The organism is Sphingobacterium sp. LRF_L2, from assembly GCF_965644235.1.
Classification (GTDB): Bacteria; Bacteroidota; Bacteroidia; order Sphingobacteriales; family Sphingobacteriaceae; genus Sphingobacterium.
This window is the reverse complement of sequence record NZ_CBFFRI010000003.1, coordinates 356,003-381,490: the sequence shown is the minus strand read 5'-3', so window position 1 is coordinate 381,490 and position 25,488 is coordinate 356,003. Positions and strand designations below refer to the sequence as shown.

The window sequence follows — 25,488 nt, the reverse complement described above, 5'->3', positions numbered from 1 at the left end:
ATATAACAGATTGTAATGAAGAAAATCCCAAGTAAGAAAGTGACTCCTGTTCCGCCAAAATTTAATATGATGTGGTTGTGGATATTAATTATCCTTGGATTCTTTGGGTTGCAATACTTTTTTAGTAGCGAATCGGCAAAGAAGATTACCTATGCGGAATTTGAAGAGAAGATGCTTCGTCCGGGAGATGTGGAAAAGCTGGTGGCGTTTAAAAATAACGATTTAATAGATGTAGAGGTTTATATTAAGAAAGATAAGCTAAAGGAGGACAAATACAAAGAAGTTGCTCCTAGCTCTAATTCTTTAATGTTAAATCCTGCCGTTGGCCCACAATATGTTTTTACAGAGCCTTCTGCTGAAATCTTGGAAAAGAAATTGAATGCCTCGCAGGATAGTTTATCTGTAGGACAGGTGAAAGTGTCTGCTACATATGAAGACCGCTCCAACCCTTGGGCTGGATGGTTTATTTCCTTCATGCTTCCGTTATTGATTATCGTGGCTATATGGATGCTTTTGATGCGTCGTATGGGCGGTGGTGCTGGAAGTGGTGGTGGTGCAATTTTCAATATTGGCAAGTCTAAAGCGCAGCTTTTTGATAAGGAGTCTCAGATAAACATTACATTTAACGATGTGGCAGGTCTTGAAGAAGCCAAAACTGAGGTCATGGAGATTGTAGACTTCTTAAAAAATCCAAAGAAATATACAGATTTAGGTGGTAAGATTCCGAAAGGAGCACTACTCGTAGGGCCTCCGGGAACAGGTAAAACATTATTAGCCAAAGCCGTCGCTGGGGAAGCTCAAGTTCCTTTCTTCTCGCTTTCAGGATCGGATTTCGTAGAAATGTTTGTTGGTGTTGGAGCATCGCGTGTTAGGGATTTATTTAAACAAGCGAAGGAGAAAGCTCCCTGTATTATTTTTATCGATGAGATAGATGCTATTGGACGCGCGCGTGGAAAGAATTCTATGATGGGTGGCAACGATGAAAGAGAAAACACCTTGAACCAATTATTGGTTGAGATGGATGGTTTCGGTACCAATTTAGGTGTTATCATTTTAGCTGCGACAAATAGATTGGATGTATTGGATTCCGCTCTGCTTCGTCCAGGTCGTTTTGACCGACAAATTTCAATCGATAAACCTGATTTGATTGGTCGTGAACATATTTTTAACGTCCATCTGAAGCCATTGAAACTTTCTGAGGAAGTTGATGCGAAAAAATTATCTGCACAAACGCCTGGTTTTGCCGGTGCAGAGATTGCAAACGTTTGTAACGAAGCTGCATTAATCGCTGCAAGAAAGAATAAGCGTGCTATCGATATGCAAGATTTTCAGGACGCGATTGATCGTGTTATTGGTGGTCTAGAAAAGAAAAATAAGATTATATCTCCTGAAGAGAAGAAAATTGTCGCCTATCACGAGGCAGGACATGCTATTTCAGGTTGGTTTTTGGAATATGCAGATCCACTGGTTAAGGTGTCTATTGTGCCTAGAGGGGTTGCGGCTTTGGGTTATGCTCAATATTTGCCGAAAGAACAATTCCTTTACACAACAGAACAATTATTGGACAGTATGTGTATGACTATGGGGGGACGTGTAGCTGAAGATATTACATTCGGAAGAATTAGTACAGGTGCTCAAAACGACTTAGAGCGGATTACCAAACTTGCTTATGCCATGATTGCGGTATATGGTATGAATGACAAGGTTGGAAACATTTCATTCCGTGACAGCTCTGGTGATTCTCAGTTTCAGAAACCATATTCGGATCAAACAGCGGAACTTATTGATGAAGAGGTTCGCGTGCTGATTGCGGCGGTTTATGAACGGACAAAACAGCTTCTGTTGGAAAAACAAGAGGGTTTGATAAAAATCGCTGAAAAGTTATTGGAAAAGGAAATATTATTTCAGAGCGATCTGGAAGAAATTTTGGGAAAACGCCCTTTTGAAAACCGTACTACGTATGATGAATTTGTAAATGGCGGAGCTGATGGGGGTGGAGTACCACAAACAGATTTGCCATTGGATTTACCACAAGATAGTACGAATAATAATCAGGATTCGAAATCTAGAGAAAATAACGAACTTAACAATTAGAAGATAACGCTGAACATCTGAATTTAGAAAGACCGGGCATTTATGTTATTGTTTTTCTTGCCGATGTTCAATATACTTGTTCAGGGCTCTTTACGAACGATTGTAGTTTCGTTTAAGATCCCTGAACTTTTTTAGAAGTTCCGTTCTTCTTCAATATGGCGGTTAATAGTATACTTTTAAACTTACATGTTCATTTTTTAGCCTTTTGATGTCATGAAATGTCCATGATTGCAGAACACAAACACGAATGAAAATAACCCAGACATTCCATATGACCTTTAAAAATCAAACCAAGTGAAACGAGCTCATTTATTCCAATGAAATCTAACACTAGTAAATAGTTATTTACATATGAATACCCGAAATACTACAGCGAAGGAAAGGATGCTTAAAAAAGTTCGGCATGCTTTATTGCAAAAACGGGATAATCCGCACTTGGATTTTGAAGATTCACCTTTGTATAAAGATGAGGAAGAGTCTCTTGATGTTACTTTTGCAAGAGAGCTAACGGAGGCTTCCGGAAACTTCGTGTATTGTGATGGTGAAATCGCCTTAATTGAAAATCTCATACTTTTGGCGGAGACCTTAAAAATAAAGAGAATTTTTGCATGGGAGCCTCAGGTACAAAATCTTTTGACGCCATATGGATTCCCTATTTATACGGATGCTCATCAATTTGATTTGGCAGATGCAAGCATCACCGCTTGTGAAGCACTTATTGCAAGAAATGGAAGTGTCTTACTGTCTAGTGGCGGGCTAGCAGGACAAAAACTGGCTATCTCTCCTCCTGTTCACATTGTCATAGCAAGGGCTTCAGAACTTGTGATGGATATCAAGCACGGTCTAAAAAAAATCGGCGATAAATATGGTGATCAGCTTCCTTCTACAATCTCCTTAGTTACTGGACCATCAAAGACTGTTGCATTCGAAAATGAATTAATCCGCGGTGGGGTAGGATCCAAAGAACTGTATGTTTTTTTACTTGAAGACAGATTTTAACGTTAATTGAATATGATCAACGCGCTATATAGCACGCCAGTGGCCTCTATTATTTTTGCTTTAACGATAGGCCTGAGTTTATATGTTTTTTCGAACCCGCAATGGTATGGGAAATTGATGTTGCATCCCTATAGCTTGCAACGTGATAAATCAAAATGGTATATGGTGCTAACAAGTGGACTGATTCACAAGGATTGGGGACATCTGATCTTTAATATGATTACATTTTACTATTTCGGATTCAGCTTGGAGCTTATGTTTGTTCAGTTTAGTGGGGAGGTAGGACATTTGTTATTTGCAGGATTCTATCTACTCTCATTGATTCTTAGTGATATACCCACCTTTGTCCGCAAGCGGAACGATCGTTCATATGCTAGTTTGGGTGCTTCTGGTGCTATTTCTGCTGTTCTTTTTAGTTTTATTATGTTTGAGCCTACTGCTATGCTGGGTATCTTTTTAATTATACCGATGCCTGCTTATCTTTTTGCTCTTTTGTTTTTAGGATACAGTATATGGGCTTCGAAAAACGGGCAGGATCATATTAATCATGATGCACATCTATTTGGAGCCTTGTCGGGTATAGCACTCACCTTGTTGTTGTATCCATGGGCTATACGCCACTTTATGGATAATTTTTAACCTGCCCAGCTCTCTCGATCAAGGCTTCTGAAATGTATCGCTTCCGCAAGGTGATGATTTTGAATCATAGCCGAATTCTCCATATCCGCGATAGTTCGAGCGACCTTTAAAATTCGGTCATAAGCACGCGCCGATAATCCAAGACGTTCCATGGCCGTTTGCAACAGGATTTTTCCTTCGGATGTTATCTTGCAGACTTCCCGAACCACTCTTGTTCCCATTTGTGCGTTATTGTGAATGTTTTTCATCTCGATAAATCTTTCGGCCTGAATCGTTCGAGCACGTATTACACGAGCTCGAATCGTTTCGCTTTTCTCACTATTTCTATTGCCCGATAGTTCATCTAATTCTACAGGTGTTACTTCTACATGTAAGTCTATTCGATCTAAAAGAGGCCCGGATATTTTTCCAAGGTAGCGATGCACTGCTGTGCTGCCGCAAATACATTCTTTGTTGGGGTGATTGTAATAGCCGCAGGGACATGGATTCATGGCGGCAATAAGCATAAAGCTTGCCGGGTAATCTACCGCAAATTTTGCACGGGAAATGGTAATGACGCGAGATTCTAGGGGCTGGCGCATGACCTCCAGTACCGAACGTTTGAACTCGGGCAGTTCGTCGAGGAAAAGTACGCCGTGATGTGCTAGGGAAATCTCTCCAGGTTGAGGAGTGGAACCGCCGCCAACAAGCGCGACATCTGAGGTCGTATGATGAGGCGCTCTAAAAGGACGTACTGTCATCAAAGACGAAAGTGCGCCAAGCTGCCCCGCCACGGAATGGATTTTTGTAGTTTCCAATGATTCGTCTAAGGAAAGGGGTGGTAAAATGGTAGGAAGACGCTTTGCTAGCATTGTTTTTCCCGAACCGGGAGGTCCTATTAATATTACATTATGTCCACCAGCAGCTGCAATTTCTAGCGCACGTTTGATATTTTCCTGTCCTTTTACATCTGAAAAATCCATTTCATAGTTGTTAATTTGATGGAGAAACTCCTTTTCTAGATCAATTTTTGTCGGAATCAGCATTTGCTCTCTATTGAGGAAATTTACTATTTCGCTAAGGCTATTGACTGGCAGCACATCCAATTGTTGCACTGCGGCAGCTTCCCTAGCGTTAGATCGTGGTAGAATGATGCCTTTAAATCCATCTATGTTTGCCTGAATGGCTATCGGCAAGGCTCCTTTGATTGGTAGGATATCGCCATTGAGCGATAGTTCCCCTAATATTACATAATCATCAAGAAGTTGGGCTTGAATTTGTCCAGAAGCAGCAAGAATCCCGATGGCTATCGCTAAATCGTAAGAAGATCCCTCTTTCCGAATAGCAGCAGGTGCCAAATTGACAACAATTTTCTGACGTGGCATACGGTATCCCATCGTCATAATTGCGCTTTCTATACGTTGCCAACTTTCTTTGATCGCATTATCAGGTAATCCAACAATATAATACCGTGTTCCGGTAGATATATGTACTTCAACGGTAATGGTTGTTGCTTCTATGCCGTATACGGCACTACTAAAGGATTTAATAAGCATGGCATGTTTACAAGTGGTTTTGTTAAAGATAGTTAATATGGCCGAAGATCCAAAAAAAAGCATGACATTTAGGCTTTGGAAGGGTTTTTGTTGTATTTCAATAACGAGAGTTTCCAAACTGAAATAGTTTTGTATTTTTAAAACGTTTGCAACAATCGTTTGTTAAACATATATAGAGGTAGAATTATTAAATGTTAGAAGTGTATGAATGAAAATGGTAAAATAGTAACGGCATTATTGGCGGGCTTAGCGGCTGGCGCAGTTTTAGGTTTGTTGTTCGCGCCTGATAAGGGCTCGGAGACAAGAGATAAGATAAATGAATCGTTGGCAGATTTAGGTGATGCTATTAAAGAACGTGCAGAAGAGCAATTTGATCAGTTAAATGATTTGAAAGAAAAATTGGTAGCTGTTGTGAAATCAAAAGTCGCGAACGCTGAAGTTGCGCTCGATGATGAAATAGAAGAACATGCATAGTGAAGGACGGGCTTGTCCGTCTTTATACAGATAAAAAAACAAGGAGGGACTGTCTACATCTTTAAAATAGAGTTGTTGCTGTCTGTAGAGATGTTGTCTACGTGGTGGTAATATAAACGGTCTCCTTAAAAAAATCAATTCATGAAAGAAGAAAAATTCTCACTCGGTGGTACCTTTCAGAAAGGAAAGGAATATGTCGATACGCAACTGAAGCTGATGCAGCTAAAAGCGTTGGCCAAAGGGTCACGCATAGCTGGATCTTTAGTGCTGGATGTAACGAAAGTGGTGTTTACTTTATTCATTATATTTTTTTGCTCTATGGCTCTGGGGTTCTTTTTAGGGGAACTCTTAGGGAGTAATGCCTTAGGTTTTTTATTGACAGGAGTACTATTCTTTGTGCTGATATTGCTAATAAGGGCTTTTGAGCCTAAGTTGGAACGTGCATTTATGGATATGACCATTCGCAAGTTAGCCAGTAAATGGGATGGTGAGGAAGACGAAGATATTATTGAAGAAAAGGTCAAAACAGGCGTTCATGAAGAATTCACAGAAAATAAATAATTTACAAGACCTAAAATCAGAGATCGCACGCGTGAATCTGAGAAAAAAGGAACAGGAAGCTTATCTGGTCGATCAGTATCAACTTTTGAAATCCAAGATTGATGCTCCCGCACGGTTTGTGCGAAATATTACTTCAAATATTCCGGGAGCAGGGATGTTGAAAGGTGTAGTAAGTGGTATCGGAAAGGCTACACAAGGGAAAGATGCGGATTGGCTAACGAACGCGTTACAGATAGGCGCCCCTATAGTTCTTAATTCGACATTATTGCGTAAAGCCGGCTGGTTGAAGAAAGCTGTTGTTCTTTTGGCTTCGGAGACTGCTATAGGGCAGGTTAATCAAAATAAAGTAAGCGGTTTTATTGATAAGGTGACGAGCTTTATTAAACCTAAGAAGAAAAAAAAGAAGGCAGCTTCACTTGAAATTACAGCAGAAAATGCGGTAGTTAATACCGATATACCTCCTAATCACGGACACGATTAATTCGTGTATTTCAGTAAAAAGTCTTGATAGGCCAATTCAATGCCCTGATGGAGGTCAACTTTATGTCTCCATCCCAAGGCGTGCAATTTCGAAACATCCATTAGTTTTCTTGGGGTGCCGTCGGGTTTCTCGGTGTCAAAAATTAATTTTCCCTCATACCCAACGATTGTGCGGATTAAATGGGCAAGATCTCGAATGCTCAGGTCTTCTCCCACGCCAACGTTAATAAATTCTAACGCACTGTAGTTTTTCATTAGAAATAGACAAGCCTCTCCTAAATCGTCTGCGAAAAGAAATTCACGTAAAGGAGCGCCTGTTCCCCAAATGATTACCTCTGGCAAATTTTGTGCTTTGGCTTCATGAAAACGTCTTATTAAGGCAGGAAGTACATGAGAGTTTTGTGGATGATAGTTGTCATTAATGCCATATAGATTTGTAGGCATTGCAGAGATGAAGTCGCAACCGTATTGCGAACGGTAAGCTTCGCACATTTTGATACCTGCTATTTTCGCAATGGCATAAGGTTCATTTGTAGGTTCAAGTGTGCCTGTGAGTAAGTAGTCTTCTTTCAGTGGTTGCGGAGCGTGTTTTGGGTATATACAGCTCGATCCTAGAAAAAGCAATTTTTCCACTTTATGGATATGAGATTGATGGATAATGTTGGTTTGGATGGCTATATTGTCGTAAATGAAATCAGCACGATACGTGTTATTAGCGATGATACCTCCTACTTTTGCTGCTGCAAGAAATACATGAGTCGGTTTTTCAAGTGTAAAGAAATATGCAACGGCGGACTGATCCCGTAGATCTAATTCTTGAGAAGTTCGCGTAATAATATTACGATATCCTTCCTTGGTTAAGGCACGTACGATAGCCGATCCTACCATACCTCGATGTCCTGCGACAAATATTTTAGCTTCTTTTTCCACAATTGACCATTGATTCCTGCAAATATAAGGTTATTTTTGCTGACAAAATATCGGAAAATGGGTAAGGATAAGTTAAGAAAGTTTGCGGAAGTTGCAACTTTTAAAAACGTTGTACAGCTTGATGCAGGTAAAGATTTTAAGGGGAAGTGGGCTTCTCAGTTTTTTGGCAATAATAAGCCTGTTATTTTAGAATTGGCCTGCGGTAAAGGAGAGTATACTGTAAATCTAGCTAAGTTATTTCCCGAGAAAAATTTTATTGGTATCGATTATAAAGGAAACCGTATTTGGCGCGGAGCTAAAACAGCCTTGGAAGAAGGAATTGATAATGTAGCATTTCTTCGTATCCAGATCGAAACGATTTTAGAACACTTTGCTTCCGGAGAAATTTCTGAAATATGGATAACCTTCCCAGATCCTCAACCGCAGGATAGTAGAGAGAAGAAACGGTTAACACATCCTAAATTTTTGGAACGCTACAAAGATTTGTTGAAGTCTGATGGTATCATGCATTTAAAGACAGACAATGATGGTTTTTATGCCTATACATTGGAGCAGATCACTCTCCAAAAGGCTTCAATATCAAAAGAAACAACAGATCTTTACCAGTCCGCTCTGGTAGACGATGTTTTGGCAATTAAAACATATTACGAGAAGAAATACTTGGCGCACAACAAGAATATCAACTATGTGCAATGGCGCTTCTCTTAGGTGCAACAATTACTTGTCACGGAAAGTGTAGTAGTAATCTTTTATTACAATATCTATAAATTCTTCAGGCCGCATTTGCGGCTTGACGTTTAATAAGTCAACAAGTTTATTGCTTAATGCGAGTATAATGTTGTAATCTTTGCGTTCGTAACCTTTTTTATAGATATCTTTTATGGAATTCGCATCTTTATCAGATAGTCTGATGACCTCTGGGAAGGTAACGACATATTGTTGCGTTATTTCGGCGAATAACGTTTGTTGGATTGCTGTATTTTGTTTGGTGCTAATAATAGCTGTGTCAGCCGCCATATCGCCTATTCGTTGTGCATTCCTCGTGATAACGATGCTGCTTATCCCTAAAGCACCTGCACATAGAAATATATCCACAATGGAACAGACCCAACGAATGAAATATTGGTATACGGTGGCGCGCGTACCATCGATTTTTACGACTCTTATTTTTAGGATCATTTTTCCTATCGTTTGCCCACTAAAGAATGTTTCCATCAAAAAGGGATAAAAAAAGGCGGGCAGTAAACCTAACATGTAGATCCCCATGGTTAGCCAAGTATCACTTTGTTCCCATAACCCCGTAGTATTTAACAGAAAATATAGGAGAATCGCGTAGCAGAGGATGATAAAATAGTCTATTCCAAAAGCAATAATTCTAGCTCCTAAAGAAGCTAAATCATACTCAAATTTTACATTTTGGGGTGTGTTAATCTGTAACTTATTCATCTTTTCTGCAAAAAATCTTTTGTTTATCTGTCTCTATTCCTTGTAGAAAGATAGTAATTCTTTTATAAAATACAAGTGAAATATTGGGTTGGTGATGTCGCTTGATACTGATTATTTCGCTATATTTGGATAGCGAGCTTATAAATTTAATGGTATGAGAGAGGCGTCCTTCATTGAACGAAATAAAGATAAATGGATCTTAATTGAACGCAATTTAAGAAACAAAATAAATGTAACGCCAGATGAACTCGCTTCTAATTATATAGAGTTGACCAATGATCTTGCCTATGCACAGACATTTTTCCCGAGGTCTAAGACGAAGGAATACCTGAATGAACTTTCTATTTTAGCCCATCAGCAATTGTATAGAGACCAAAAATCTTCCAGAAATCACATCAGATATTTTATAGAAGAAGAGGTCCCTTACGCGATCTGGCAGTTGCGTCGTCCGCTTTTATACGCCTTGATTTTATTTTGTTTAGCTATCGGGATTGGAGCGCTTTCCGCTCATTATGACTTAGATTTTATACGTCTTATCCTTGGTGATTATTATGTCGATATGAGTATTGATAATATTGAGGCTGGAAATCCGGCCGGAGTTTACCAAAGTGGAAGCACATTGGGGTCCGCTTTAGCGATTACAATTAACAATGTGCACGTTGCATTTTTAGCCTTTGCGTACGGTATTTTTTTTAGCATTGGGGCGGGATATATTTTGTTTAGTAATGGACTTATGGTGGGCGCTTTTCACCATATGTTTTATCAATATGGCGTGCTCAGGGAAGCAATGTCTGCAATTTGGATTCATGGTGCTATTGAGCTGTCGGTAATTGTTATTGCAGGAGGATGTGGCTTGGCCATCGGAAATAGTATTTTGTTCCCTCGCTCGTATAGTCGATTGGAGTCCTTTAAACGTACCATGAAGATCGCGTCTAAGGTACTTGTGAGTACTGTTCCCTTTTTCATTATTGCAGGTTTTTTAGAGGGCTTTGTAACGCGGCATTATCAATTGTCTGTTTGGTTGTGCATCGTTATCATTGCTGTTTCTTTTGCTGCTATTATTTATTTTTACATTGTTCGACCTTTTAAATTAGCTCGCATAAAGGGATGGAGATAGATTTTGAATTCAGAAAGGAGCGAAAACTTGGCGAGATTGTGCAAGATTTTGTCAATTTATTGCGGTTGATAATCGGACATTTCTTTCGCACAATTCTTCGATTAGCTATTGTGCCTCTTTGTTTAATTTTGGTTTTAATATACTATGGTACGACAAAGATTAATTTAACGCAATCGCAAGATTTTACAGACTCCTTACAGGTTGTTGGTATTGCTTTCGCCTGTCTTGGCGCTCTTGTCATTGTAGGGATGATATGCTATGGTTTTGCTATAGAATATTTCATCTTACTAAAGAATAAGAGAAATACAGATTTCACTTCGGCTGATGTTTGGCATGCTTTCCGGAATCATATTGGGAAGTATTTGAAATTTTTGCTGATTGCTATTATTGCACTCTGTATTCTTATCATTCCTTTGCTGTTGGCGATGTTTATCTTGATGTTTATACCGCTCATTGGAAGTTTTGCTGCGGGGATATTGATGGCATTTGTTGGCGTTTGGTTTTTTTGTGCTTTCTTATTTTATAGAGAAGGATATATGGAGGGAGGTAATGCAATTCAGCAGTCATTTTCCCTTTTGCGGAGGAAGATTATTGATTATAGCATATCTTCTTATATTGTAAGTTTTATTTTTCAAGCCCTGTTGATGATGCTTTCCCTTATGCCTATGCTTATTTTGGGTATCATAGCTTACAATACAATAGGATTTCAAGATACTTTTTTTGATAGTTTTCTCGGAAGAATACTTGTCGCAATTGGTGGGATTCTTTTCGTTCTTTTATATGTAGTATATTATATGTTGTCTGTGTTGATATCTGGAATCATCTATGAGACAGCGAAGGAAGTAAATTATGGAGAGGATGTTTACGAGAAAATAGCGGACCTAGGAAGGAGAGATGATGGGGCTTAAGTTGTTTTTCCTTTTTTCACTTCTCGTGTCATCTTTGGTCCTGCGGGCACAAGATAGTATATCGCGAGATGTCCTGTTGGAAAGTCCACTAGAGGAAGATAGCAAAACGAGTGATTATTTGAAGGATGGTTATTATGACACGATAGCAAGATATGAGCAAATCCCCAAAGTTGATACAGCGCTTTATGGTAAATTAATAAAGAAGTATGCAACGGAGGAGTTTGATTACGCTGAGGATAGCATGGATAAAATAGGATTCTTCCAGAAAATCTTTAAACGGTTGAGCCATTGGATTGATAGTTTTTTTCCGAACCTAGGATACGTAGAGTTTACAGACGTATATTATAAGGTTTTAGGCTTTCTTGGTATTCTCATTTTAGTTTGGATCGTTTATCGGATCATCTTTTCGGGTAATCGACTCTTATTTTCTGAAAAGAATGAGCAAAGCCCGGAAAATGAGATACGCTTTGTGGAGAAGAATTTACTAGACTTGAACTTATTGGATTTCGTGAATAAGGCGAAGATCGATGGCGATTTTGTATTAGCCATTCGGTATCTCAATCTGCTGAATATACAATTGCTTGCAAGGAAAAATGTATTCGATTGGAAGTATACGAAAACACATATAGAACTTATTGAAGAAATAGAAGATCTGGAGCTGAAAAAGGATTTTGAGCGTAATGTATCCATCTTTAATAGGGTATGGTATGGGAAAGCCGTTGTGGATCAGGCTAAGTATGACGAGTATGCCGATTATTTTTTTAACTTTCAGGCGAAATGGCGATGAACAACGGAAGCAAATTTGGCCTAATATTACTCGCTATAACCATTGTTATCATTGGTTTTATTGATGTAACGAGTGATAAAAAGATCGATTGGACAAGAACATATAACCAGCGTGATAAAATCCCTTATGGGCTCTATTTTGTTCGGCAGGAACTATCGAATATTCTTGGAGATTCTGTCGTAATCGAAGATTTTACATCAACCCATTACAGTGCTCTTCGCACATTTTTAAAAGGAAAGGAAGACGGGAGTATCGTCTATGTTGTCGATCAGTTTTATGAGGGCAAGGAAGTTTCTAAAGAGCTTCTGGAATATGTTGAACGGGGGGGAGAAGTTTTTATTTCCTCGAATACGATTCCTTATGCATTATTAGATACGTTACAGATAAGACAAGATTACTACTATCCCGAGAATTTTGAAGATGTTGTTGATATAGAGAATCGACCATTTTTATTGAACGATGGAAAGAACGCTTTTTATAAAGACTTAGAATATCCGGGCCTGTTTTATGACTTAGATTCTGCCGCAGTTCGGATTATCGGTTGTTTTGAAATAGGAAAGAAAGAGATTCCCGACTTTGTAGAAGTTAAGAGAAAGAAAGGACGTTTTTTATTGCACCTTGAACCACTCATGTTTACGAATTATTATATGGTTCAGAAACGCAATTTTATATACGGTTCAGCTTCGTTGAAGCTACTTTCACGAAATAAGGTCTATTGGTATGACGGTTTTTCTGAAGATAAAAAGGCACGTACACCGCTACGGGTTCTGCTGTTGAACGATGGATTGCGGCAGTCTTGGTATATCTTGCTATTTGTATTACTGTTGTTTTTACTCTTTAAGAGTAAACGCGAACAACGTGCGGTGAAGGTGCTTTATCAGGAGCCGAATTTGTCTAAAGAATTTGCGAGAACCATCGCTTCGCTATATTATGAAAGTGGAAATCCGGGGAATTTGGCGCAAAAGAAAGTAGAGTACTTTCTCTACGAGCTTCGCATGTATTTTCAATTGGATATTTTAAAGCTGGAAGAAGTTGATTTTCCAAAGCAACTGTCATCAAAATCTGCGGTTTCAGTAGAACAATGCGTTCATCTGGTTGATCTCTTAATAAGATATCGGGCGGCAACTGCGGCAACGGATCAGGAGTTGGTCCAATTAAACAATGAAATAGAAGAATTTAAAATTAACGCGAATATATTATGAGCGAAATAGTAAATAAATACGAACCAAGCTTCGACCATCGAATAGATTTGACAGCGTTAAAAACAAAGATGGATGCTGTAAAAGGTGAAGTGAAAAAAGTTATTATAGGTCAAGATGATGTCGTGCATAAATTGATTGTGTCGATTTTAGCCGCAGGACATTCACTTATTGAAGGGATGCCTGGGGTCGCAAAAACCTTGACAGCAAAACTTATTGCACGAAGTATTCAAGGGGAATTCCGTCGGATTCAGTTTACACCCGACCTTATGCCTTCAGATGTTACAGGCTCTTCTGTTTTAGATTTGACGAGCAATGAATTTCAATTCAAAAAGGGGCCGATTTTTGGAAATATAGTGTTGATTGATGAGATCAACCGCGCACCCGCTAAGACACAGTCTTCCTTATTCGAATGTATGTCTGAGCATCAGGTGACCGTGGATGGACATAGCTATCGCGTTCCTGCCCCCTTTATTGTATTTGCTACACAAAATCCGATAGAACATGAAGGGACTTACCGATTACCGGAGGCACAGCTCGATCGTTTCCTCTTCAAAATAAATATTGATTATCCCGTATTGGAACAGGAACTAACGATTCTTAGGGAACATCATGGGCAAGGTCAACGTAATAAAGAAGATCAGGTTAACGCGGTAATTACGGTGGAAGATATTGTCCATTTTCAAAATCTTATTAAACAGATTTATGTGCATGATGATGTTTTCAATTATATAGCGCAAGGCGTATTAAATACCCGGTCTAATCCCGACCTATCGCTTGGAGCTTCGCCGCGCGCGTCTATCGCTATTTTAGAGGCTTCTAAAGCTGTAGCTGCCTTAGCAGGACGAGATTTTGTGATTCCTGACGACGTCAAATATGTGGCACCTAGTATTTTATCTCATCGTGTGTTGCTGACTCCCGAACGAGAAATGGAGGGTTTTACCACGGATTATATTATTCAACAGATCATGGACAGTATCGAGATTCCAAGATAATGAAGTTTATTCGTAGCTTATATATTCGAAATAATTTTTTCTATGCGCTGCTTTTGTTGGCGACAATTTTCCTGCTTTCTTTTTTTATTCAGGCATTATTTCTAGTAGCTACTATTTTATTCTGGTTATTTATTGCTGTCTGTCTTTGGGATATCGTCTTTCTGTATGCCGGGAAAAGTAAGGTGATGATCCGTCGTAACTACCCCGAAAAGCTCTCTAATGGGGATGAAAATGAGTTGAAGCTTGAATTGATAAGTAACTATCCTCGGAAAGTCGGGGCGCGGGTTTTAGAGGAATTTCCGGTGGAATTGCAATTTCGGGAGACCGATTTTTCGGTAATGTTAAAGTCGCGGGAGGTTAAAACGATTACTTATGTGATACGCCCCACCACGAGAGGCACATATCAATTCGGAAGATGCCATGTATTGGTTCACCATTTCGGTTTTTTTGAACGCAAATTTACGGGAGCGGATCCTTTGGATATTGCTTGCTATCCTTCTTTTATACAAATGAGGAAATATCAGTTGTTGGCGACGACGGACCGTTTGGTTGAGATGGGGATAAAGCGTATTCGAAAAGTTGGTGCGACGTTGGAATTTGATCACATTCGCGAATATGTGAGAGGGGATGAATACAGACATCTCAATTGGAAAGCTACTGCTAAGCATAAGAAATTATTGGTTAATCAATATCAAGAAGAGAAATCTCAACCGATTTATGCGTTAATTGATACAGGAAGGGTAATGCGCATGCCTTTTCGAGGCTTAACGTTGTTGGATTATGCTATTAATTCTACGCTGGTACTGGCAAACGCTGCTATTTTGAAACAAGATAGGGCAGGCATGTTGACCTTTTCAAAAACGGTGTCTAACCATGTGACTGCAGAAAAAAGGAATAATCAAATGCGGCTGATCTCGGATAAACTTTACGGTATTCAGACTGATTTTGAGGAATCTGAATTCGGTGGCCTTTATGCTTTTTGTAATAAGCATGTGAATAAGCGGTCGCTGTTAATGCTTTATACGAACTTTGAAACGCTCGACGCTTTATCTCGACAGATGCCTTATTTACGGATGTTATCAAAGAGACATATTGTTGTTGCTGTGGTTTTTAAGAATACCGAGTTAATAGATATGGCAAAAGAGCGGGGTAAACGCGTTATCGATGTCTACAACCAGATTATTGCACAAAAATTTGTTTATGAAAAGCATTTGGTGATTCAAGAGCTCAATCGGCAAGGAATACAGACGATTTATACAGCTCCGGAACATCTTACCGTTAATGCAATTAATAAATACCTTGAAATTAAAGCCAGAGGGCTTCTCTAAGTGGTTTTGTAAATCGTATTAATTCATTAATATATAATAAAATGAAAGGGGCTTAATGCCCCTTTCATTTTATTATAGTGAGAAAACTTCTTTAATGCGATCGACGTAGTCTAGTTTTTCCCAGGTGAAAAGCTCTACTTCTATCGTTTTTTTCTCGCCTGTTGAGCTCTCAAATGTTTTGTTTACTTTTTGAGGCGTTCTTCCCATATGCCCATATGCTGCCGTTTCCGAATAAATTGGGTTTCTCAATCCCAACCGTGTTTCAATACCATAAGGGGTCATATCGAACAAATCAGCGATTTTTGTTGCAATCTCTCCATCAGAGATGCCAACTTTACTCGTACCGTACGTATTCACATATATTCCCATAGGATCTTTCACACCAATGGCATAAGAGATCTGAACGAGTATTTCATCTGCGACGCCAGCGGCCACTAGATTCTTTGCAATATGTCGTGTAGCATATGCTGCCGAACGATCCACTTTGGAAGGATCTTTTCCTGAGAAAGCACCCCCGCCGTGTGCTCCTTTTCCGCCATAAGTGTCTACGATAATCTTACGACCGGTAAGTCCTGTATCCCCATGAGGCCCTCCGATAACAAACTTACCCGTTGGGTTCACGTGGAACTTGATGTTATCTGTGAATAATGCTTGCAACTCCGGTTTCAATTGTGCTTTTACACGAGGGATTAATATATTCTTGATGTCGGCATTTATTTTTGCTAACATCTCCGCTTCTGTATCAAAGTCGTCATGCTGCGTCGAAATCACAATGGTATCGATACGCTGAGGTTTGTGATCGTCGCTATACTCGAGGGTTACTTGTGATTTCGCATCAGGTCTTAAGTAGGTTATTTCGCTATTCTCCCTGCGCAAAGCCGCCAATTCGTACAACAAACGGTGGGCAATATCAAGAGCGAGTGGCATGTAATTGTCGGTTTCGTTGCTTGCATATCCAAACATGATACCTTGGTCACCTGCCCCTTGTTCTTGTCTTGTTTTTCTGTCTACTCCTTGGTTGATATCTGCAGATTGTTCGTGAATAGCAGATAAGACCCCACAAGAGTTTGCTTCAAACATGTAAGCAGATTTTGTATAGCCAATTTTCTCGATAACAGAACGGGTGATCTTTTGCACATCTAGGTAAATTTGAGATTTCACCTCTCCGGCCAAAACGACTTGACCAGTCGTCACTAAAGTTTCTATTGCTACTCGGGCATCTTCATCCCAAGCAAGAAAATTATCAATTAAAGCATCAGATATTTGGTCTGCTACTTTATCAGGATGTCCTTCTGACACCGACTCTGAAGTAAATAAGTATGCCATTGCATGTTTTTTTTTGATTATAAAGGAGGGTATGCAAGTAGAAGTGGAAAAACAATTTTTGATTTTAGCACTTTTTTACTGTGGTTGCAATCCCCTTAAACATAGATTTCTATGTTAACGCAAATCAGTCCACATTTTGCGAACAAAAATACGACTCTTTGTTTTATATCTAAAAACTATTTCAAAATTGTCTTGTCAAAAAAATGTCAAGGTGCGTTCTAAGTTAGCATAATAAGTGAGGTAAGTCGGCAAATAAAGGAGAGACAGGTGATAGCTGGGTATAAGTAGTCTTTTAATCCTGAAGTCTGATTTTGATTCTGGAGCACTATTGCACATAAATTGAAGAACTATTTCATTATCTTTATCCCCTTAAAAAGGAAATGACCAGCTATGCGTCAACGTAAAAAAATTTTGTTTGTTATTAATCCTATCTCGGGAGGGAAAAAGAAAACAGCGTTTAATAAACAAGTTTTAGAGGTTTTGAATTTAGAGAAATTCGACCCTACTTTCACATTAACCGATCACGCAAATCATGCGTTTGAATTGGGGAAATGGGCCATACAGGAAAAATACGATGCGGTGGTGGCTGTAGGAGGAGACGGAACGATTAATGAATTGGGGTCTGCCATTGTAGGAACGGATATGCCTTTGGGTATTATTCCTGAAGGATCGGGGAACGGATTGGCCCTTTATTTAGGGATTCCATTGAATGAGGCTGCAGCTTTGAGACGTATTAATAGGTTTGAAACGGTAGAGGTAGATGTTGGTGAAATTAATGGGCGACATTTTTTCAATATAGCAGGCTTAGGTTTTGACGCTTCTGTGAGTGACCACTTTGCAACCGAGAATATCAGAGGTCCTGTCGGCTATTTACGATCGGTCATGAATGTATTAAGTAAGTTTAAGCCAAGTAAATATACAGTCGTTGTGGACGGGAAAGAGCATCGTAAAGAAGCCTTTATGATTAGTGTTGCTAATTCTCCGCAATATGGGAACAATGCTTATATTGCGCCACAGGCATCGATTAATGATGGTATTTTGGATGTATGTATCGTTCATAAATTCCCAGTATACTTATGGCCGAAGATGTTATTCCACTTGTTTACGAAGAGTGCCGATCAGTCTGAATACGTAGAGATACTTCCAGGAAAAGTGATTACAGTTATTCGGGATGAAAAAGGTCCTGTACATGTAGACGGGGAGCCGATAGAAATGGGTACGCAACTCGATATTCAGATTAAACACAGGTCGCTTAAAATAATTTGTTAATTATGGCAAAACAAAAGAAACAACGGTTTGAAGGCGTAGTGTATTCCACTGCCGATGATTTTGAATATACAGATACGAATAGCGAGGAAACGCAAGAGACCCTTCCTATAAATCGTCAGAAATTAAAAGTGCTGTTGGATAAGAAAGCACGAAAGGGAAAAATTGTTACAATTATCCAAGGTTTTGTAGGAACTGACGAGGACTTAAATGATTTAGCCAAAAAGTTGAAACAAAAATGCGGTGTAGGTGGAGGAACCAAAGATGGGGAGATTTTAATTCAAGGCGATTTTAAAAATAAGATCTTTGAAATGCTTTCGCAAGAAGGATATGGTGTTAAATTGGTTGGTGGATAGTGACTTACAATCGGTTGCATAGGCTTGAAAATGACGATTATTTGACTCAGGATCGTCGATTTTGTAGGTCATAGTGGAGAGTTGTAACAGAGTTTTGACAACAAATACCGTAAGTGAACACTTACTTATTTTTGAGACTTAATGATTTTTTAATTTGCATAAACGAAAAAAAATAGTTTTCATTGTAAAATATATCGCATTAAACGGCGTTAAGACATGAGGCGATGATACATTAGAACGGAAAGGAAACCGCTGGTGGTTTACTGATGAGGAGCTTCTTGAAATATGTATAAATTAATGCAGAGAAAATTTTATTTTTAATACAAAATAGTATATTTGTTTTGCTACGATGCAAAATAAGGGCTTGTAAATTGCACAAATTGAATTAAACATTAATATTAAACAACAGTAAAAATCTAAAAATTAGTAAAAAATGGCAAACGCACCAAAAACTACTGCTCCTGCTAAGAAAGAAAGCGGAAATTCAGGTAATTTATTTGCGAGTTTAGCAATCATCATTTGTTTCGTAATTGGTTACATCGTATGGAAATTTGTAATGGGTAACCCTACTAACTTCCAGGAGAACAATCCAGAAAACCAACCAAATCCAGGAAACTATTTAGGAATGATTTACCATGCAGGTGTTATCGTACCTATTTTGATTGGTTTATTCTTAATGGTATGGGTATTTTCTATTGAGCGTTTTATCGTTATTGGTAGAGCAGCAGGAACAGGTAATGTAGGTAACTTCGTTAGAAAAGTACAATCGTTAATCAACGGTGGAAATATCGACACGGCGATCGCTGAGTGTGATAAACAAAAAGGCTCTGTAGCAAATGTTGTGAAAGCAGGCTTATTGAAATACAAAGATGTTTCTGCAAACACTGGATTAGATGCTGAAAAATCAGTAGTAGCTATTCAAAAAGAAATCGAAGAAACTACGGCGTTAGAAATGCCTATGTTAGAGAAAAACATGAATGTAATTGCTACATTAGTTTCTATCGGTACATTGACAGGATTATTAGGAACAGTAACAGGTATGATCAAAGCCTTCTCGGCTCTTGCTACAGGTGGTGCTCCAGATTCTGCAAAATTAGCGAACGGTATCTCTGAGGCCTTGATCAATACAGCTACAGGTATCGGTACTTCAACATTCGCTATCGTAATGTATAATATCTTGACTGCTAAAATTGACTCTTTAACTTATTCTATCGACGAAGCTGGTTTCTCTATCGTACAAACGTACGCGGCTAACCACAAATAAGAAAAATGATTTTTTTAAATTTCTTTTATGGAATTTGTGAAAAAAAGTCATCATAACATTGTAGAATAGGAATTGTTAATTAAAGAAGTAAAGAGAAATGGGTAAAGCAAAAGTAAAAAGAGCCAGTACCTCCATCGACATGACGGCGATGTGTGACGTATCGTTCTTACTTCTTACATTCTTCGTATTAACGGCGACAGCGCGTCAACCTGAAGTTTTGGTTGTAGATACACCTGCGTCAACAACCCCGGATAAGTTGCCTGATGATAACTTAGGTATTATTTCCGTGGCGAATGGTAAAATATTCTTTGCAGTAAAGAACCCGACTGTTCGGGAGATTACATTGAAGAATATGTCGCAAAAATATAGCGTTGCCTTTTCCGGAGAGGAGTATGAGAAGTTTAAACAATTGGACGAATTTGGTGTTCCAATTAAAAATTTACGTCAACTACTTTCATTGCCAAATGACCAACGTAAGGAGGAGATCCAACCGGGTATTCCTGTAGATAGTACGGAGACTGCATCAAACGAATTGTATTCCTGGGTACAGGAAGCTCGAAAAGCGACGATAGAATATAACCGTTCGAGAGAGGGTGAAAAAGATTTCACCGATCCAGGACCAATGAAAGTTGCTATCAAAGCGGATGCAGAAGAAAAATATCCAGTTGTTAATTTGATTATTGAAACATTGCGTAATCAGAAGCAGAATAAATTCAGTTTCGTGACTGGTTTGAGAGCTCAGGAGTAATCGCATAATTACAAAAGAAAATGGCAGAATTAAATCAAGATAGTGGTAAGGGCAAAAAGGGTGGTAAGGTAAGAGCGAAGAAAAACGGTGGTAAAGTCGATTTGACAGCCATGGTGGATCTAGCCTTCTTATTGATTACTTTCTTTATGTTAACCACGTCGTTAAATAAACCACAGGCAATGGATGTTGCTATGCCAGATAAGAATAAGATGGATGCCAACGATAATCTGGAAATTGCAGATAATCGTTCCATTACATTATTACTTGGTTCAGACAACAAAATCTCTTGGTACTATGGGCAGCTTGCAAAACCAATTTATCCGCCAACGACTGTAGCGTACGGTAAAGAAGGTATTCGCCAAGTGTTGCTGAAAATGCAAAAAGAGGTTCCTGCACGTTCAGGTGGTAAAGATTTGATTGTGGTAATCAGACCGAGCGAAAAATCTGTACAACGAAATCTTGTTGATATTCTAGACGAGATGAAAATTGTAGATGTAAAACGTTACATGATTTCCAAAATCAACAACGACGAAATAGAGGTATTAAAAGGCGAAGGTCTTTTTAACTAATGACTAATCGCATAATTAAGTAAAATATGTTTGGTTCTAAATTAGATATATTCAAAAAAGAATGGCTTGAAGTTGTTTTTGCGAATAGAAATAAAGAGTATGGTGCCTACGACTTACGCAAGTTTGCTCCGAAGGCGACAAACATCGGTCTATTCACTATTGCAGCTGTCGTTCTTGTTTTGAGTGCTCCAAAAATGTTTAACATTACGATATTTCCAGATAAACCTGTAGAGCAAGCTCCTGTTATCACAGAAGTTACTTTAGAGGATTTGGATATCCCGGAGCCAGAAGAAGAGGAGGAAGAGCCTCTTCCACAAGAAGAAGAGCCACCTCAACGTATAGCGCAGGAGCCACCGGCGGAAGACTTGGTTCGTTTTCCTGAGCCTAAAGTGGTGCCTCAAAATCAAGTAAAAGAAGAGGTTGTTTCTCAAGAAGAAATTAAGAAAGAAAATAAAACACCAGCTCGTATCACGCTAAAAGGTACTAAAGGAGCTTCCGGTGTTCCTACAGGAGAATTTGGTCCTAAGAAAGTTGAAGGCCAGATTACAGGTAGTGCTACAGGAGATCCTAATGGAAATGCGGATGCAAATAAAATTTTCACAGCGGTGGAGGTTAATCCCGAGCCAATCGGTGGTCTAGCTGCATTCCGTAAATGGGTTGGGGAAACTTATACCTATCCACAAGGTGCAATTGATGCCGGTGTTAAGGGGCAGGTTGTTGTTTCTTTCGTTGTAGAAAAAGACGGTAGTTTGACGGATATTAAAGTGGTAAAAGATTTATCATATGGTACTGGTCAGGCTGCAGTAAATGTATTGCAGAAAGCAAAAAAATGGAAACCAGGGATTCAGAATGGTCGTCCAGTTCGCGTAGCATATACATTGCCTATTACACTAAACCTTCAACAGTAATATGAACGGTTTGCGTAAAAGCACAAATAAATTTAGTCAGAAATCGCCTACCCAGCGATTTCTGTCTATTTTAGGCCTAGCGATGTTCGCTTTCTATTTTACGTTGGGCATTTTAATTATTTTTTGGAAAAGTTTTCCGATTCCAATTGATCCGACGTATAAAAATTTTTTTGCAATACTGCTTATTGTGTATTCATTTATGCGATTTGCGAGGTTATGGCAAAATAATTTTAACCGCTAGTGTTTGATCGATTAAACTTCTCTTAAAGAGTTGATTCTAATAGATTAAATGGAAATTAAAAGAATGAATTAGTACATAGTTGGTACAGTAATAGGATGAAAAGCTTAATATATATATTCTTTGGTGTTTTAGTGGCTGGCATGGTCATAGGCTGTTCGCGATCAAAAGAACGAGGTAATGGGACGTCTGATACGATTAATGGGGCAACGCAGAAAGAAGATATTTTGGTTGGTTCGCTGAATGTAGTCGTTGATGCATCGGTTTTGCCTTTGTTGAAAGAGCAAGAAGAAGTGTTTTTATCCTCCTATCCGAATGCAAAACTGAATCTGATTGTAAATCCAGAAGTTTTTGCGGTACGCGAGCTATTGTCGGATAAAGCTCGGGTTGCTATTTTAGCCAGAAGGTTGAACAAACGCGAAGAAGAATATTTTAAGCAAAGGTCAATTACGCCTAGAATATTTCCTATTTGGACCGATGGAATAGTTGTTATAGGCCATACTAAATCGGCAGATACTAGCGTTACTATGGAGTATTTAAGTGAAGCTATGCGTGGAAATAGCACGGATAAGAAAAAAATTGTATTTGATGATTTGAATTCGAGCGTTTTCAGACATATGCAAGAGTTGGGAAAGATGGAGAAAGTTGCCTCTAACTTTGTAGAGGCTGCGGGCAGTGCAGAAGAGGTGCTGAAGCGCGTTGCCCAGTGCCCGGAATGTGTAGGTTTATTGGGATTCAACCAATACAACGATTTGGTTTCTTCATTTACAAATAAAAATAATATTCGTATATTGAGCGTGCAGAATACACAGAGCGAGAAGGCTGATAATTTATTTTACAAGCCGAGTCAATCAACCATCGCCGCAGGACAATATCCTTTGCAGCGCACATTTTATGTGCTAAACTATCAGCCGAATCTTGGATTGGGCATCGGTTTTTCTGCCTTTTTGACTGGAGATCGAGGACAGCGTATCGTGTTGAGATCAGGTTTAGTCCCTGCAACTATGCCAGGGCGCGAGATTATAGTACGTGATAATATTTAATTAGTAAGAATAAAATAGAACACAAATAAATTATGACAAACAGCAAATTATTTTTAAGTCTATTATTGGCTGGGGCCGTTGGTTCTGCAAGTGCACAGAGCTTAAAAGATGCGAAAGCTGCGCTTACAGCTGAGCAATATGACAAGGCGAAAAGCATTCTTCAGAATTTGGTGGAGAAGAAGGCGAAAGAGGGTGAAAATTATTTCTATTTAGGAAAGGTTCACTTAATTAATGACAAGGTGGATTCCGCAGCTTATGTATTCAATCAAGGTTTGACAAATGCGCCAAAAGAACAATTGAATAATGTAGGTTTAGGTATTGTTGATTTGATGAGCGGTAATCAAAGTGCTGCTGAAAGTAAATTTGCAACAGCGGTTTCCGGTCTAGGAAAGAAGGATTATCTTCCTTTATTGTATATCGGTGAAGCGTATATTGACGCACCGAAGCCTGACTTTACCAAAGCAATTGAGTACTTAACGCAAGCTAAGGCTAAAAATGCAAAAGATGCAACTATTTTAGTGGCTTTGGGAGACGCTTATGCTGGACTAGGTGAAAGCAGCCAGGCCTATGTCAATTATCGCGATGCAGAATACATGGATCCGACATTATTGGCACCTAAAATTGGTCAGGCGGTTATTTCAAGAAGAGCGCAAGCTTATGATGTCGTTATTGAACAACTAACGGCATTAACACAAGAGCACCCGGAATATGCTCCGTTATACAGAGAGTTGGCAGAAACGTATTATTTATCGTCTTTGAAAGCTCCTGAGGATCAATACCGCGAGATCAACCAAAAAGGTGTTGAGAACTACAAAAAATATTTGGAGTTGACAGGTGATAACTCTGTAGAGGCTAAAACCCGTTATGCGGATTTCTTAGTATATTCGGGTAACTATGCCGAGTTGAAAACAGTAGCGCAAGAGCTTGCAAATGCTCCTGGAGTAGACGCGAAAGTTTATCGTTACTTAGGTTATATCGCTTATAATCAAGATAAAGACTTTGCTAAGGCAGCAGAATATATGAATACGTTGTTTTCAAAAGTTCAACCAGAGCGTTTGATCCCTCGTGATTACCTCTATGCGGGTCTAGCGAATTTAAGCGCGGGCGATGAGGCAAAGGGAGCTGAATTCTTGAAGCAAGCGGTAGAGAAACAGGCTGAAGATGATAATTTAGAAACTGAAATTGCAGAGACAGCATTTGCTAAATACCAAGATGGGGATGTGGATAATGCTATTAAAATCTTCCGTTTGCCAGCTGCTGATCCAAAATCTGACTATTATTACGATGCAAACTATTATCTTGGTTTAGGTCAATACAGCAAAGGCTCTAAAATTGTTTCTCCAGGTGAAAACGAGGAGGTAACACCAGAGCTTGGCGAGCAGAAATTGGCTGAAGCAAGACCGATATTGGAAGAAGCGGTGAAAGCTTTTGCAGTTGTAACAACGGCGACAAAAGAAGATGTTATCAAGAAATATTTGATTAACGGTTTATACTATAAAGGTCTTTCTGAATTGGCTTTAGACGGGGTTATGTATGAACCAGAGAAAGCACAGGGGCTTTTTGTAGATTCGTTTACAAAATTACTTGAAGCGGTTAAAACGGTACAGAGCGAAGATCCTAATCTTAATTCTTACATCTCGGATGCAAATAATTACTTAGGTTACTTAGCTTATTTAAAAGGAGATAATGCAAAAGCAAAAGCATATTTCCAAGAGACAATAAAGGTTGACCCTGAAAACGAATTTGCGGGTCAGTTTGTTGATCAATTATAAGATTAAAAAATCATTAAAATATGAAGGGACTGCTTGCAGTCCCTTTTTTTTATGCGAAAAAATTATATATTTGTTATTGAGAACAGATAATAAACTAATAATTATGGAAAGTGTAAACCTAAATAGCACTCCAGTAGATTATATACCTATTTTAATTCAATTAGGTGTAGCAATAGGTTTTGGTGTTTTAACAATCATCGGAACACATTTAATCGGTCCAAAAGTTCGAACGGAAAATAAGTTGGGAGCTTTTGAGTCTGGCGTACCGGTTATTGGTAACGCAAGACAACCGTTTTCTATTAAGTATTTCTTAGTGGCAATCTTGTTCGTGATATTTGATGTGGAGGTGATATTCATGTATCCGTGGGCTGTTAATTTCCGTGAGTTTGGTGTAGAGGGGCTCCTAGAAATGTTCGTTTTCATGGGCTTGCTACTGCTTGGATTTATCTATGTGATAAAGAAAAAAGCCTTGGATTGGGATTGATACCCTTTTTAGTCCTATTGCG

The 25,488-nt window shown here is 38.9% G+C and carries 26 protein-coding genes; 22 read left to right on the top strand and 4 right to left on the bottom strand.

The genetic code is table 11. The features are described from left to right. Nucleotides 1-15 precede the first annotated feature (15 nt). The 3 genes from ftsH (at nt 16) to ACSZOX_RS07620 (ending at nt 3,732) form a co-directional block, all read left to right on the top strand. Nucleotides 16-2,094: an ATP-dependent zinc metalloprotease FtsH gene (ftsH, locus tag ACSZOX_RS07630; protein ID WP_437919268.1), complete on the top strand. Its 2,079-nt coding sequence runs from the start codon at nt 16-18 to the stop codon at nt 2,092-2,094. 351 nt (nt 2,095-2,445) lie between these two features. Next, nucleotides 2,446-3,093 (top strand): LutC/YkgG family protein, encoded by a 648-nt coding sequence (locus ACSZOX_RS07625; protein ID WP_437919267.1) that lies wholly within the window; start codon nt 2,446-2,448, stop codon nt 3,091-3,093. A 12-nt stretch (nt 3,094-3,105) separates the two neighbouring features. Next, on the top strand, nt 3,106-3,732 hold the full coding sequence (locus ACSZOX_RS07620; RefSeq protein WP_437919266.1) for a rhomboid family intramembrane serine protease: 627 nt from the start codon (nt 3,106-3,108) through the stop codon (nt 3,730-3,732). Here ACSZOX_RS07620 and ACSZOX_RS07615 read toward each other — a convergent pair. Further along, complete coding sequence (locus ACSZOX_RS07615; RefSeq protein WP_437919265.1) at nt 3,729-5,267, bottom strand: YifB family Mg chelatase-like AAA ATPase; 1,539 nt, start codon at nt 5,265-5,267, stop codon at nt 3,729-3,731. The genes ACSZOX_RS07620 and ACSZOX_RS07615 overlap by 4 nt on opposite strands. A 204-nt stretch (nt 5,268-5,471) precedes the next feature. On the opposite strand from ACSZOX_RS07615, the gene ACSZOX_RS07610 reads away from it, so the two are divergent. The 3 genes from ACSZOX_RS07610 (at nt 5,472) to ACSZOX_RS07600 (ending at nt 6,783) form a co-directional block, all read left to right on the top strand. After that, nucleotides 5,472-5,741 carry a YtxH domain-containing protein gene (locus ACSZOX_RS07610; protein ID WP_437919264.1) on the top strand — a complete coding sequence of 90 codons (270 nt, stop codon included), beginning with the start codon at nt 5,472-5,474 and terminating at the stop codon, nt 5,739-5,741. Between the two features lie 141 nt (nt 5,742-5,882). Then, nucleotides 5,883-6,302: a hypothetical protein gene (locus tag ACSZOX_RS07605; protein ID WP_437919263.1), complete on the top strand. Its 420-nt coding sequence runs from the start codon at nt 5,883-5,885 to the stop codon at nt 6,300-6,302. Further along, entirely contained in the window at nt 6,277-6,783 is a 507-nt protein-coding gene (locus tag ACSZOX_RS07600; RefSeq protein ID WP_437919262.1) for a hypothetical protein, read from the top strand. Before ACSZOX_RS07605 ends, ACSZOX_RS07600 begins: the two co-directional genes overlap by 26 nt. Here the strand turns inward: ACSZOX_RS07600 and fcl are convergent. Further along, on the bottom strand, nt 6,780-7,712 hold the full coding sequence (gene fcl / locus ACSZOX_RS07595; RefSeq protein ID WP_437919261.1) for a GDP-L-fucose synthase: 933 nt from the start codon (nt 7,710-7,712) through the stop codon (nt 6,780-6,782). The genes ACSZOX_RS07600 and fcl overlap by 4 nt on opposite strands. A gap of 57 nt (nt 7,713-7,769) precedes the next feature. Here fcl and trmB point away from each other — a divergent pair, with 57 nt between their 5' ends. Beyond that, nucleotides 7,770-8,420 (top strand): tRNA (guanosine(46)-N7)-methyltransferase TrmB, encoded by a 651-nt coding sequence (gene trmB, locus ACSZOX_RS07590; protein WP_437919260.1) that lies wholly within the window; start codon nt 7,770-7,772, stop codon nt 8,418-8,420. Nucleotides 8,421-8,429: 9 nt separating this feature from the next. Here the strand turns inward: trmB and ACSZOX_RS07585 are convergent, their stop codons facing one another. Next, nucleotides 8,430-9,158, bottom strand: coding sequence for an RDD family protein (locus ACSZOX_RS07585; protein ID WP_437919259.1), 729 nt, complete (start codon nt 9,156-9,158; stop codon nt 8,430-8,432). A 154-nt stretch (nt 9,159-9,312) separates the two neighbouring features. On the opposite strand from ACSZOX_RS07585, the gene ACSZOX_RS07580 reads away from it, so the two are divergent. The 6 genes from ACSZOX_RS07580 to ACSZOX_RS07555 are packed head-to-tail and all read left to right on the top strand — an operon-like array spanning nt 9,313 to nt 15,492. Next, entirely contained in the window at nt 9,313-10,275 is a 963-nt protein-coding gene (locus tag ACSZOX_RS07580) for a stage II sporulation protein M (protein WP_437919258.1), read from the top strand. Then, entirely contained in the window at nt 10,266-11,183 is a 918-nt protein-coding gene (locus ACSZOX_RS07575; RefSeq protein WP_437919257.1) for an ABC transporter permease, read from the top strand. Before ACSZOX_RS07580 ends, ACSZOX_RS07575 begins: the two co-directional genes overlap by 10 nt. Then, complete coding sequence (locus tag ACSZOX_RS07570; RefSeq protein ID WP_437919256.1) at nt 11,170-11,970, top strand: hypothetical protein; 801 nt, start codon at nt 11,170-11,172, stop codon at nt 11,968-11,970. The genes ACSZOX_RS07575 and ACSZOX_RS07570 overlap by 14 nt, the downstream gene beginning before the upstream one ends. Next, entirely contained in the window at nt 11,961-13,172 is a 1,212-nt protein-coding gene (locus tag ACSZOX_RS07565; protein WP_437919255.1) for a DUF4350 domain-containing protein, read from the top strand. The genes ACSZOX_RS07570 and ACSZOX_RS07565 overlap by 10 nt, the downstream gene beginning before the upstream one ends. Next, on the top strand, nt 13,169-14,164 hold the full coding sequence (locus ACSZOX_RS07560; protein WP_437919254.1) for an AAA family ATPase: 996 nt from the start codon (nt 13,169-13,171) through the stop codon (nt 14,162-14,164). Before ACSZOX_RS07565 ends, ACSZOX_RS07560 begins: the two co-directional genes overlap by 4 nt. Further along, nucleotides 14,164-15,492, top strand: a complete 1,329-nt coding sequence (locus tag ACSZOX_RS07555) for a DUF58 domain-containing protein (RefSeq protein ID WP_437919253.1) — start codon at nt 14,164-14,166, stop codon at nt 15,490-15,492. The genes ACSZOX_RS07560 and ACSZOX_RS07555 overlap by 1 nt, the downstream gene beginning before the upstream one ends. Before the next feature lie 72 nt (nt 15,493-15,564). Here the strand turns inward: ACSZOX_RS07555 and metK are convergent, their stop codons facing one another. After that, nucleotides 15,565-16,818 (bottom strand): methionine adenosyltransferase, encoded by a 1,254-nt coding sequence (gene metK / locus ACSZOX_RS07550; RefSeq protein ID WP_437919252.1) that lies wholly within the window; start codon nt 16,816-16,818, stop codon nt 15,565-15,567. 390 nt (nt 16,819-17,208) lie between these two features. Here metK and ACSZOX_RS07545 point away from each other — a divergent pair, with 390 nt between their 5' ends. From ACSZOX_RS07545 to ACSZOX_RS07505, 9 genes are all read left to right on the top strand, one after another. Next, on the top strand, nt 17,209-18,087 hold the full coding sequence (locus ACSZOX_RS07545; protein ID WP_437919251.1) for a diacylglycerol/lipid kinase family protein: 879 nt from the start codon (nt 17,209-17,211) through the stop codon (nt 18,085-18,087). Nucleotides 18,088-18,089: 2 nt separating this feature from the next. Next, nucleotides 18,090-18,440, top strand: a complete 351-nt coding sequence (locus tag ACSZOX_RS07540; RefSeq protein WP_437919250.1) for a translation initiation factor — start codon at nt 18,090-18,092, stop codon at nt 18,438-18,440. Nucleotides 18,441-18,873: 433 nt separating this feature from the next. Continuing rightward, on the top strand, nt 18,874-19,704 hold the full coding sequence (locus ACSZOX_RS07535; RefSeq protein ID WP_437919249.1) for a MotA/TolQ/ExbB proton channel family protein: 831 nt from the start codon (nt 18,874-18,876) through the stop codon (nt 19,702-19,704). 97 nt (nt 19,705-19,801) lie between these two features. After that, entirely contained in the window at nt 19,802-20,452 is a 651-nt protein-coding gene (locus ACSZOX_RS07530; RefSeq protein WP_437919248.1) for an ExbD/TolR family protein, read from the top strand. A gap of 20 nt (nt 20,453-20,472) precedes the next feature. Beyond that, nucleotides 20,473-21,021, top strand: a complete 549-nt coding sequence (locus ACSZOX_RS07525) for an ExbD/TolR family protein (protein ID WP_437919247.1) — start codon at nt 20,473-20,475, stop codon at nt 21,019-21,021. A 26-nt stretch (nt 21,022-21,047) separates the two neighbouring features. After that, the gene (locus ACSZOX_RS07520; RefSeq protein WP_437919246.1) at nt 21,048-21,929 is read left to right on the top strand and encodes an energy transducer TonB; all 882 of its coding nucleotides are present in this window, start codon (nt 21,048-21,050) and stop codon (nt 21,927-21,929) included. 336 nt (nt 21,930-22,265) lie between these two features. Further along, complete coding sequence (locus ACSZOX_RS07515; RefSeq protein WP_437919245.1) at nt 22,266-23,210, top strand: PstS family phosphate ABC transporter substrate-binding protein; 945 nt, start codon at nt 22,266-22,268, stop codon at nt 23,208-23,210. A 32-nt stretch (nt 23,211-23,242) separates the two neighbouring features. Next, nucleotides 23,243-24,982, top strand: a complete 1,740-nt coding sequence (locus ACSZOX_RS07510; protein ID WP_437919244.1) for a tetratricopeptide repeat protein — start codon at nt 23,243-23,245, stop codon at nt 24,980-24,982. Between the two features lie 103 nt (nt 24,983-25,085). After that, entirely contained in the window at nt 25,086-25,466 is a 381-nt protein-coding gene (locus ACSZOX_RS07505) for an NADH-quinone oxidoreductase subunit A (RefSeq protein ID WP_437919243.1), read from the top strand. Nucleotides 25,467-25,488 lie beyond the last annotated feature (22 nt).

Bases quoted from the DNA above. Each gene is read 5' to 3' on its own strand.
- ACSZOX_RS07510 (WP_437919244.1), top strand. From the start codon at position 23,243: ATGACAAACAGCAAATTATTTTTAAGTCTATTATTGGCTGGGGCCGTT.
- ACSZOX_RS07585 (WP_437919259.1), bottom strand. From the start codon at position 9,158: ATGAATAAGTTACAGATTAACACACCCCAAAATGTAAAATTTGAGTAT.
- ACSZOX_RS07525 (WP_437919247.1), top strand. From the start codon at position 20,473: ATGGCAGAATTAAATCAAGATAGTGGTAAGGGCAAAAAGGGTGGTAAG.
- ACSZOX_RS07605 (WP_437919263.1), top strand. From the start codon at position 5,883: ATGAAAGAAGAAAAATTCTCACTCGGTGGTACCTTTCAGAAAGGAAAG.
- ACSZOX_RS07580 (WP_437919258.1), top strand. From the start codon at position 9,313: ATGAGAGAGGCGTCCTTCATTGAACGAAATAAAGATAAATGGATCTTA.
- ACSZOX_RS07505 (WP_437919243.1), top strand. From the start codon at position 25,086: ATGGAAAGTGTAAACCTAAATAGCACTCCAGTAGATTATATACCTATT.
- ACSZOX_RS07515 (WP_437919245.1), top strand. From the start codon at position 22,266: ATGAAAAGCTTAATATATATATTCTTTGGTGTTTTAGTGGCTGGCATG.
- ACSZOX_RS07555 (WP_437919253.1), top strand. From the start codon at position 14,164: ATGAAGTTTATTCGTAGCTTATATATTCGAAATAATTTTTTCTATGCG.
- ACSZOX_RS07615 (WP_437919265.1), bottom strand. From the start codon at position 5,267: ATGCTTATTAAATCCTTTAGTAGTGCCGTATACGGCATAGAAGCAACA.
- ACSZOX_RS07620 (WP_437919266.1), top strand. From the start codon at position 3,106: ATGATCAACGCGCTATATAGCACGCCAGTGGCCTCTATTATTTTTGCT.
- ACSZOX_RS07535 (WP_437919249.1), top strand. From the start codon at position 18,874: ATGGCAAACGCACCAAAAACTACTGCTCCTGCTAAGAAAGAAAGCGGA.
- ACSZOX_RS07575 (WP_437919257.1), top strand. From the start codon at position 10,266: ATGGAGATAGATTTTGAATTCAGAAAGGAGCGAAAACTTGGCGAGATT.
- ACSZOX_RS07570 (WP_437919256.1), top strand. From the start codon at position 11,170: ATGATGGGGCTTAAGTTGTTTTTCCTTTTTTCACTTCTCGTGTCATCT.
- ACSZOX_RS07610 (WP_437919264.1), top strand. From the start codon at position 5,472: ATGAATGAAAATGGTAAAATAGTAACGGCATTATTGGCGGGCTTAGCG.
- metK (WP_437919252.1), bottom strand. From the start codon at position 16,818: ATGGCATACTTATTTACTTCAGAGTCGGTGTCAGAAGGACATCCTGAT.
- ACSZOX_RS07625 (WP_437919267.1), top strand. From the start codon at position 2,446: ATGAATACCCGAAATACTACAGCGAAGGAAAGGATGCTTAAAAAAGTT.
- ftsH (WP_437919268.1), top strand. From the start codon at position 16: ATGAAGAAAATCCCAAGTAAGAAAGTGACTCCTGTTCCGCCAAAATTT.
- trmB (WP_437919260.1), top strand. From the start codon at position 7,770: ATGGGTAAGGATAAGTTAAGAAAGTTTGCGGAAGTTGCAACTTTTAAA.
- ACSZOX_RS07565 (WP_437919255.1), top strand. From the start codon at position 11,961: ATGGCGATGAACAACGGAAGCAAATTTGGCCTAATATTACTCGCTATA.
- ACSZOX_RS07520 (WP_437919246.1), top strand. From the start codon at position 21,048: ATGTTTGGTTCTAAATTAGATATATTCAAAAAAGAATGGCTTGAAGTT.
- ACSZOX_RS07560 (WP_437919254.1), top strand. From the start codon at position 13,169: ATGAGCGAAATAGTAAATAAATACGAACCAAGCTTCGACCATCGAATA.
- ACSZOX_RS07540 (WP_437919250.1), top strand. From the start codon at position 18,090: ATGGCAAAACAAAAGAAACAACGGTTTGAAGGCGTAGTGTATTCCACT.
- ACSZOX_RS07530 (WP_437919248.1), top strand. From the start codon at position 19,802: ATGGGTAAAGCAAAAGTAAAAAGAGCCAGTACCTCCATCGACATGACG.
- ACSZOX_RS07545 (WP_437919251.1), top strand. From the start codon at position 17,209: ATGCGTCAACGTAAAAAAATTTTGTTTGTTATTAATCCTATCTCGGGA.
- ACSZOX_RS07600 (WP_437919262.1), top strand. From the start codon at position 6,277: ATGAAGAATTCACAGAAAATAAATAATTTACAAGACCTAAAATCAGAG.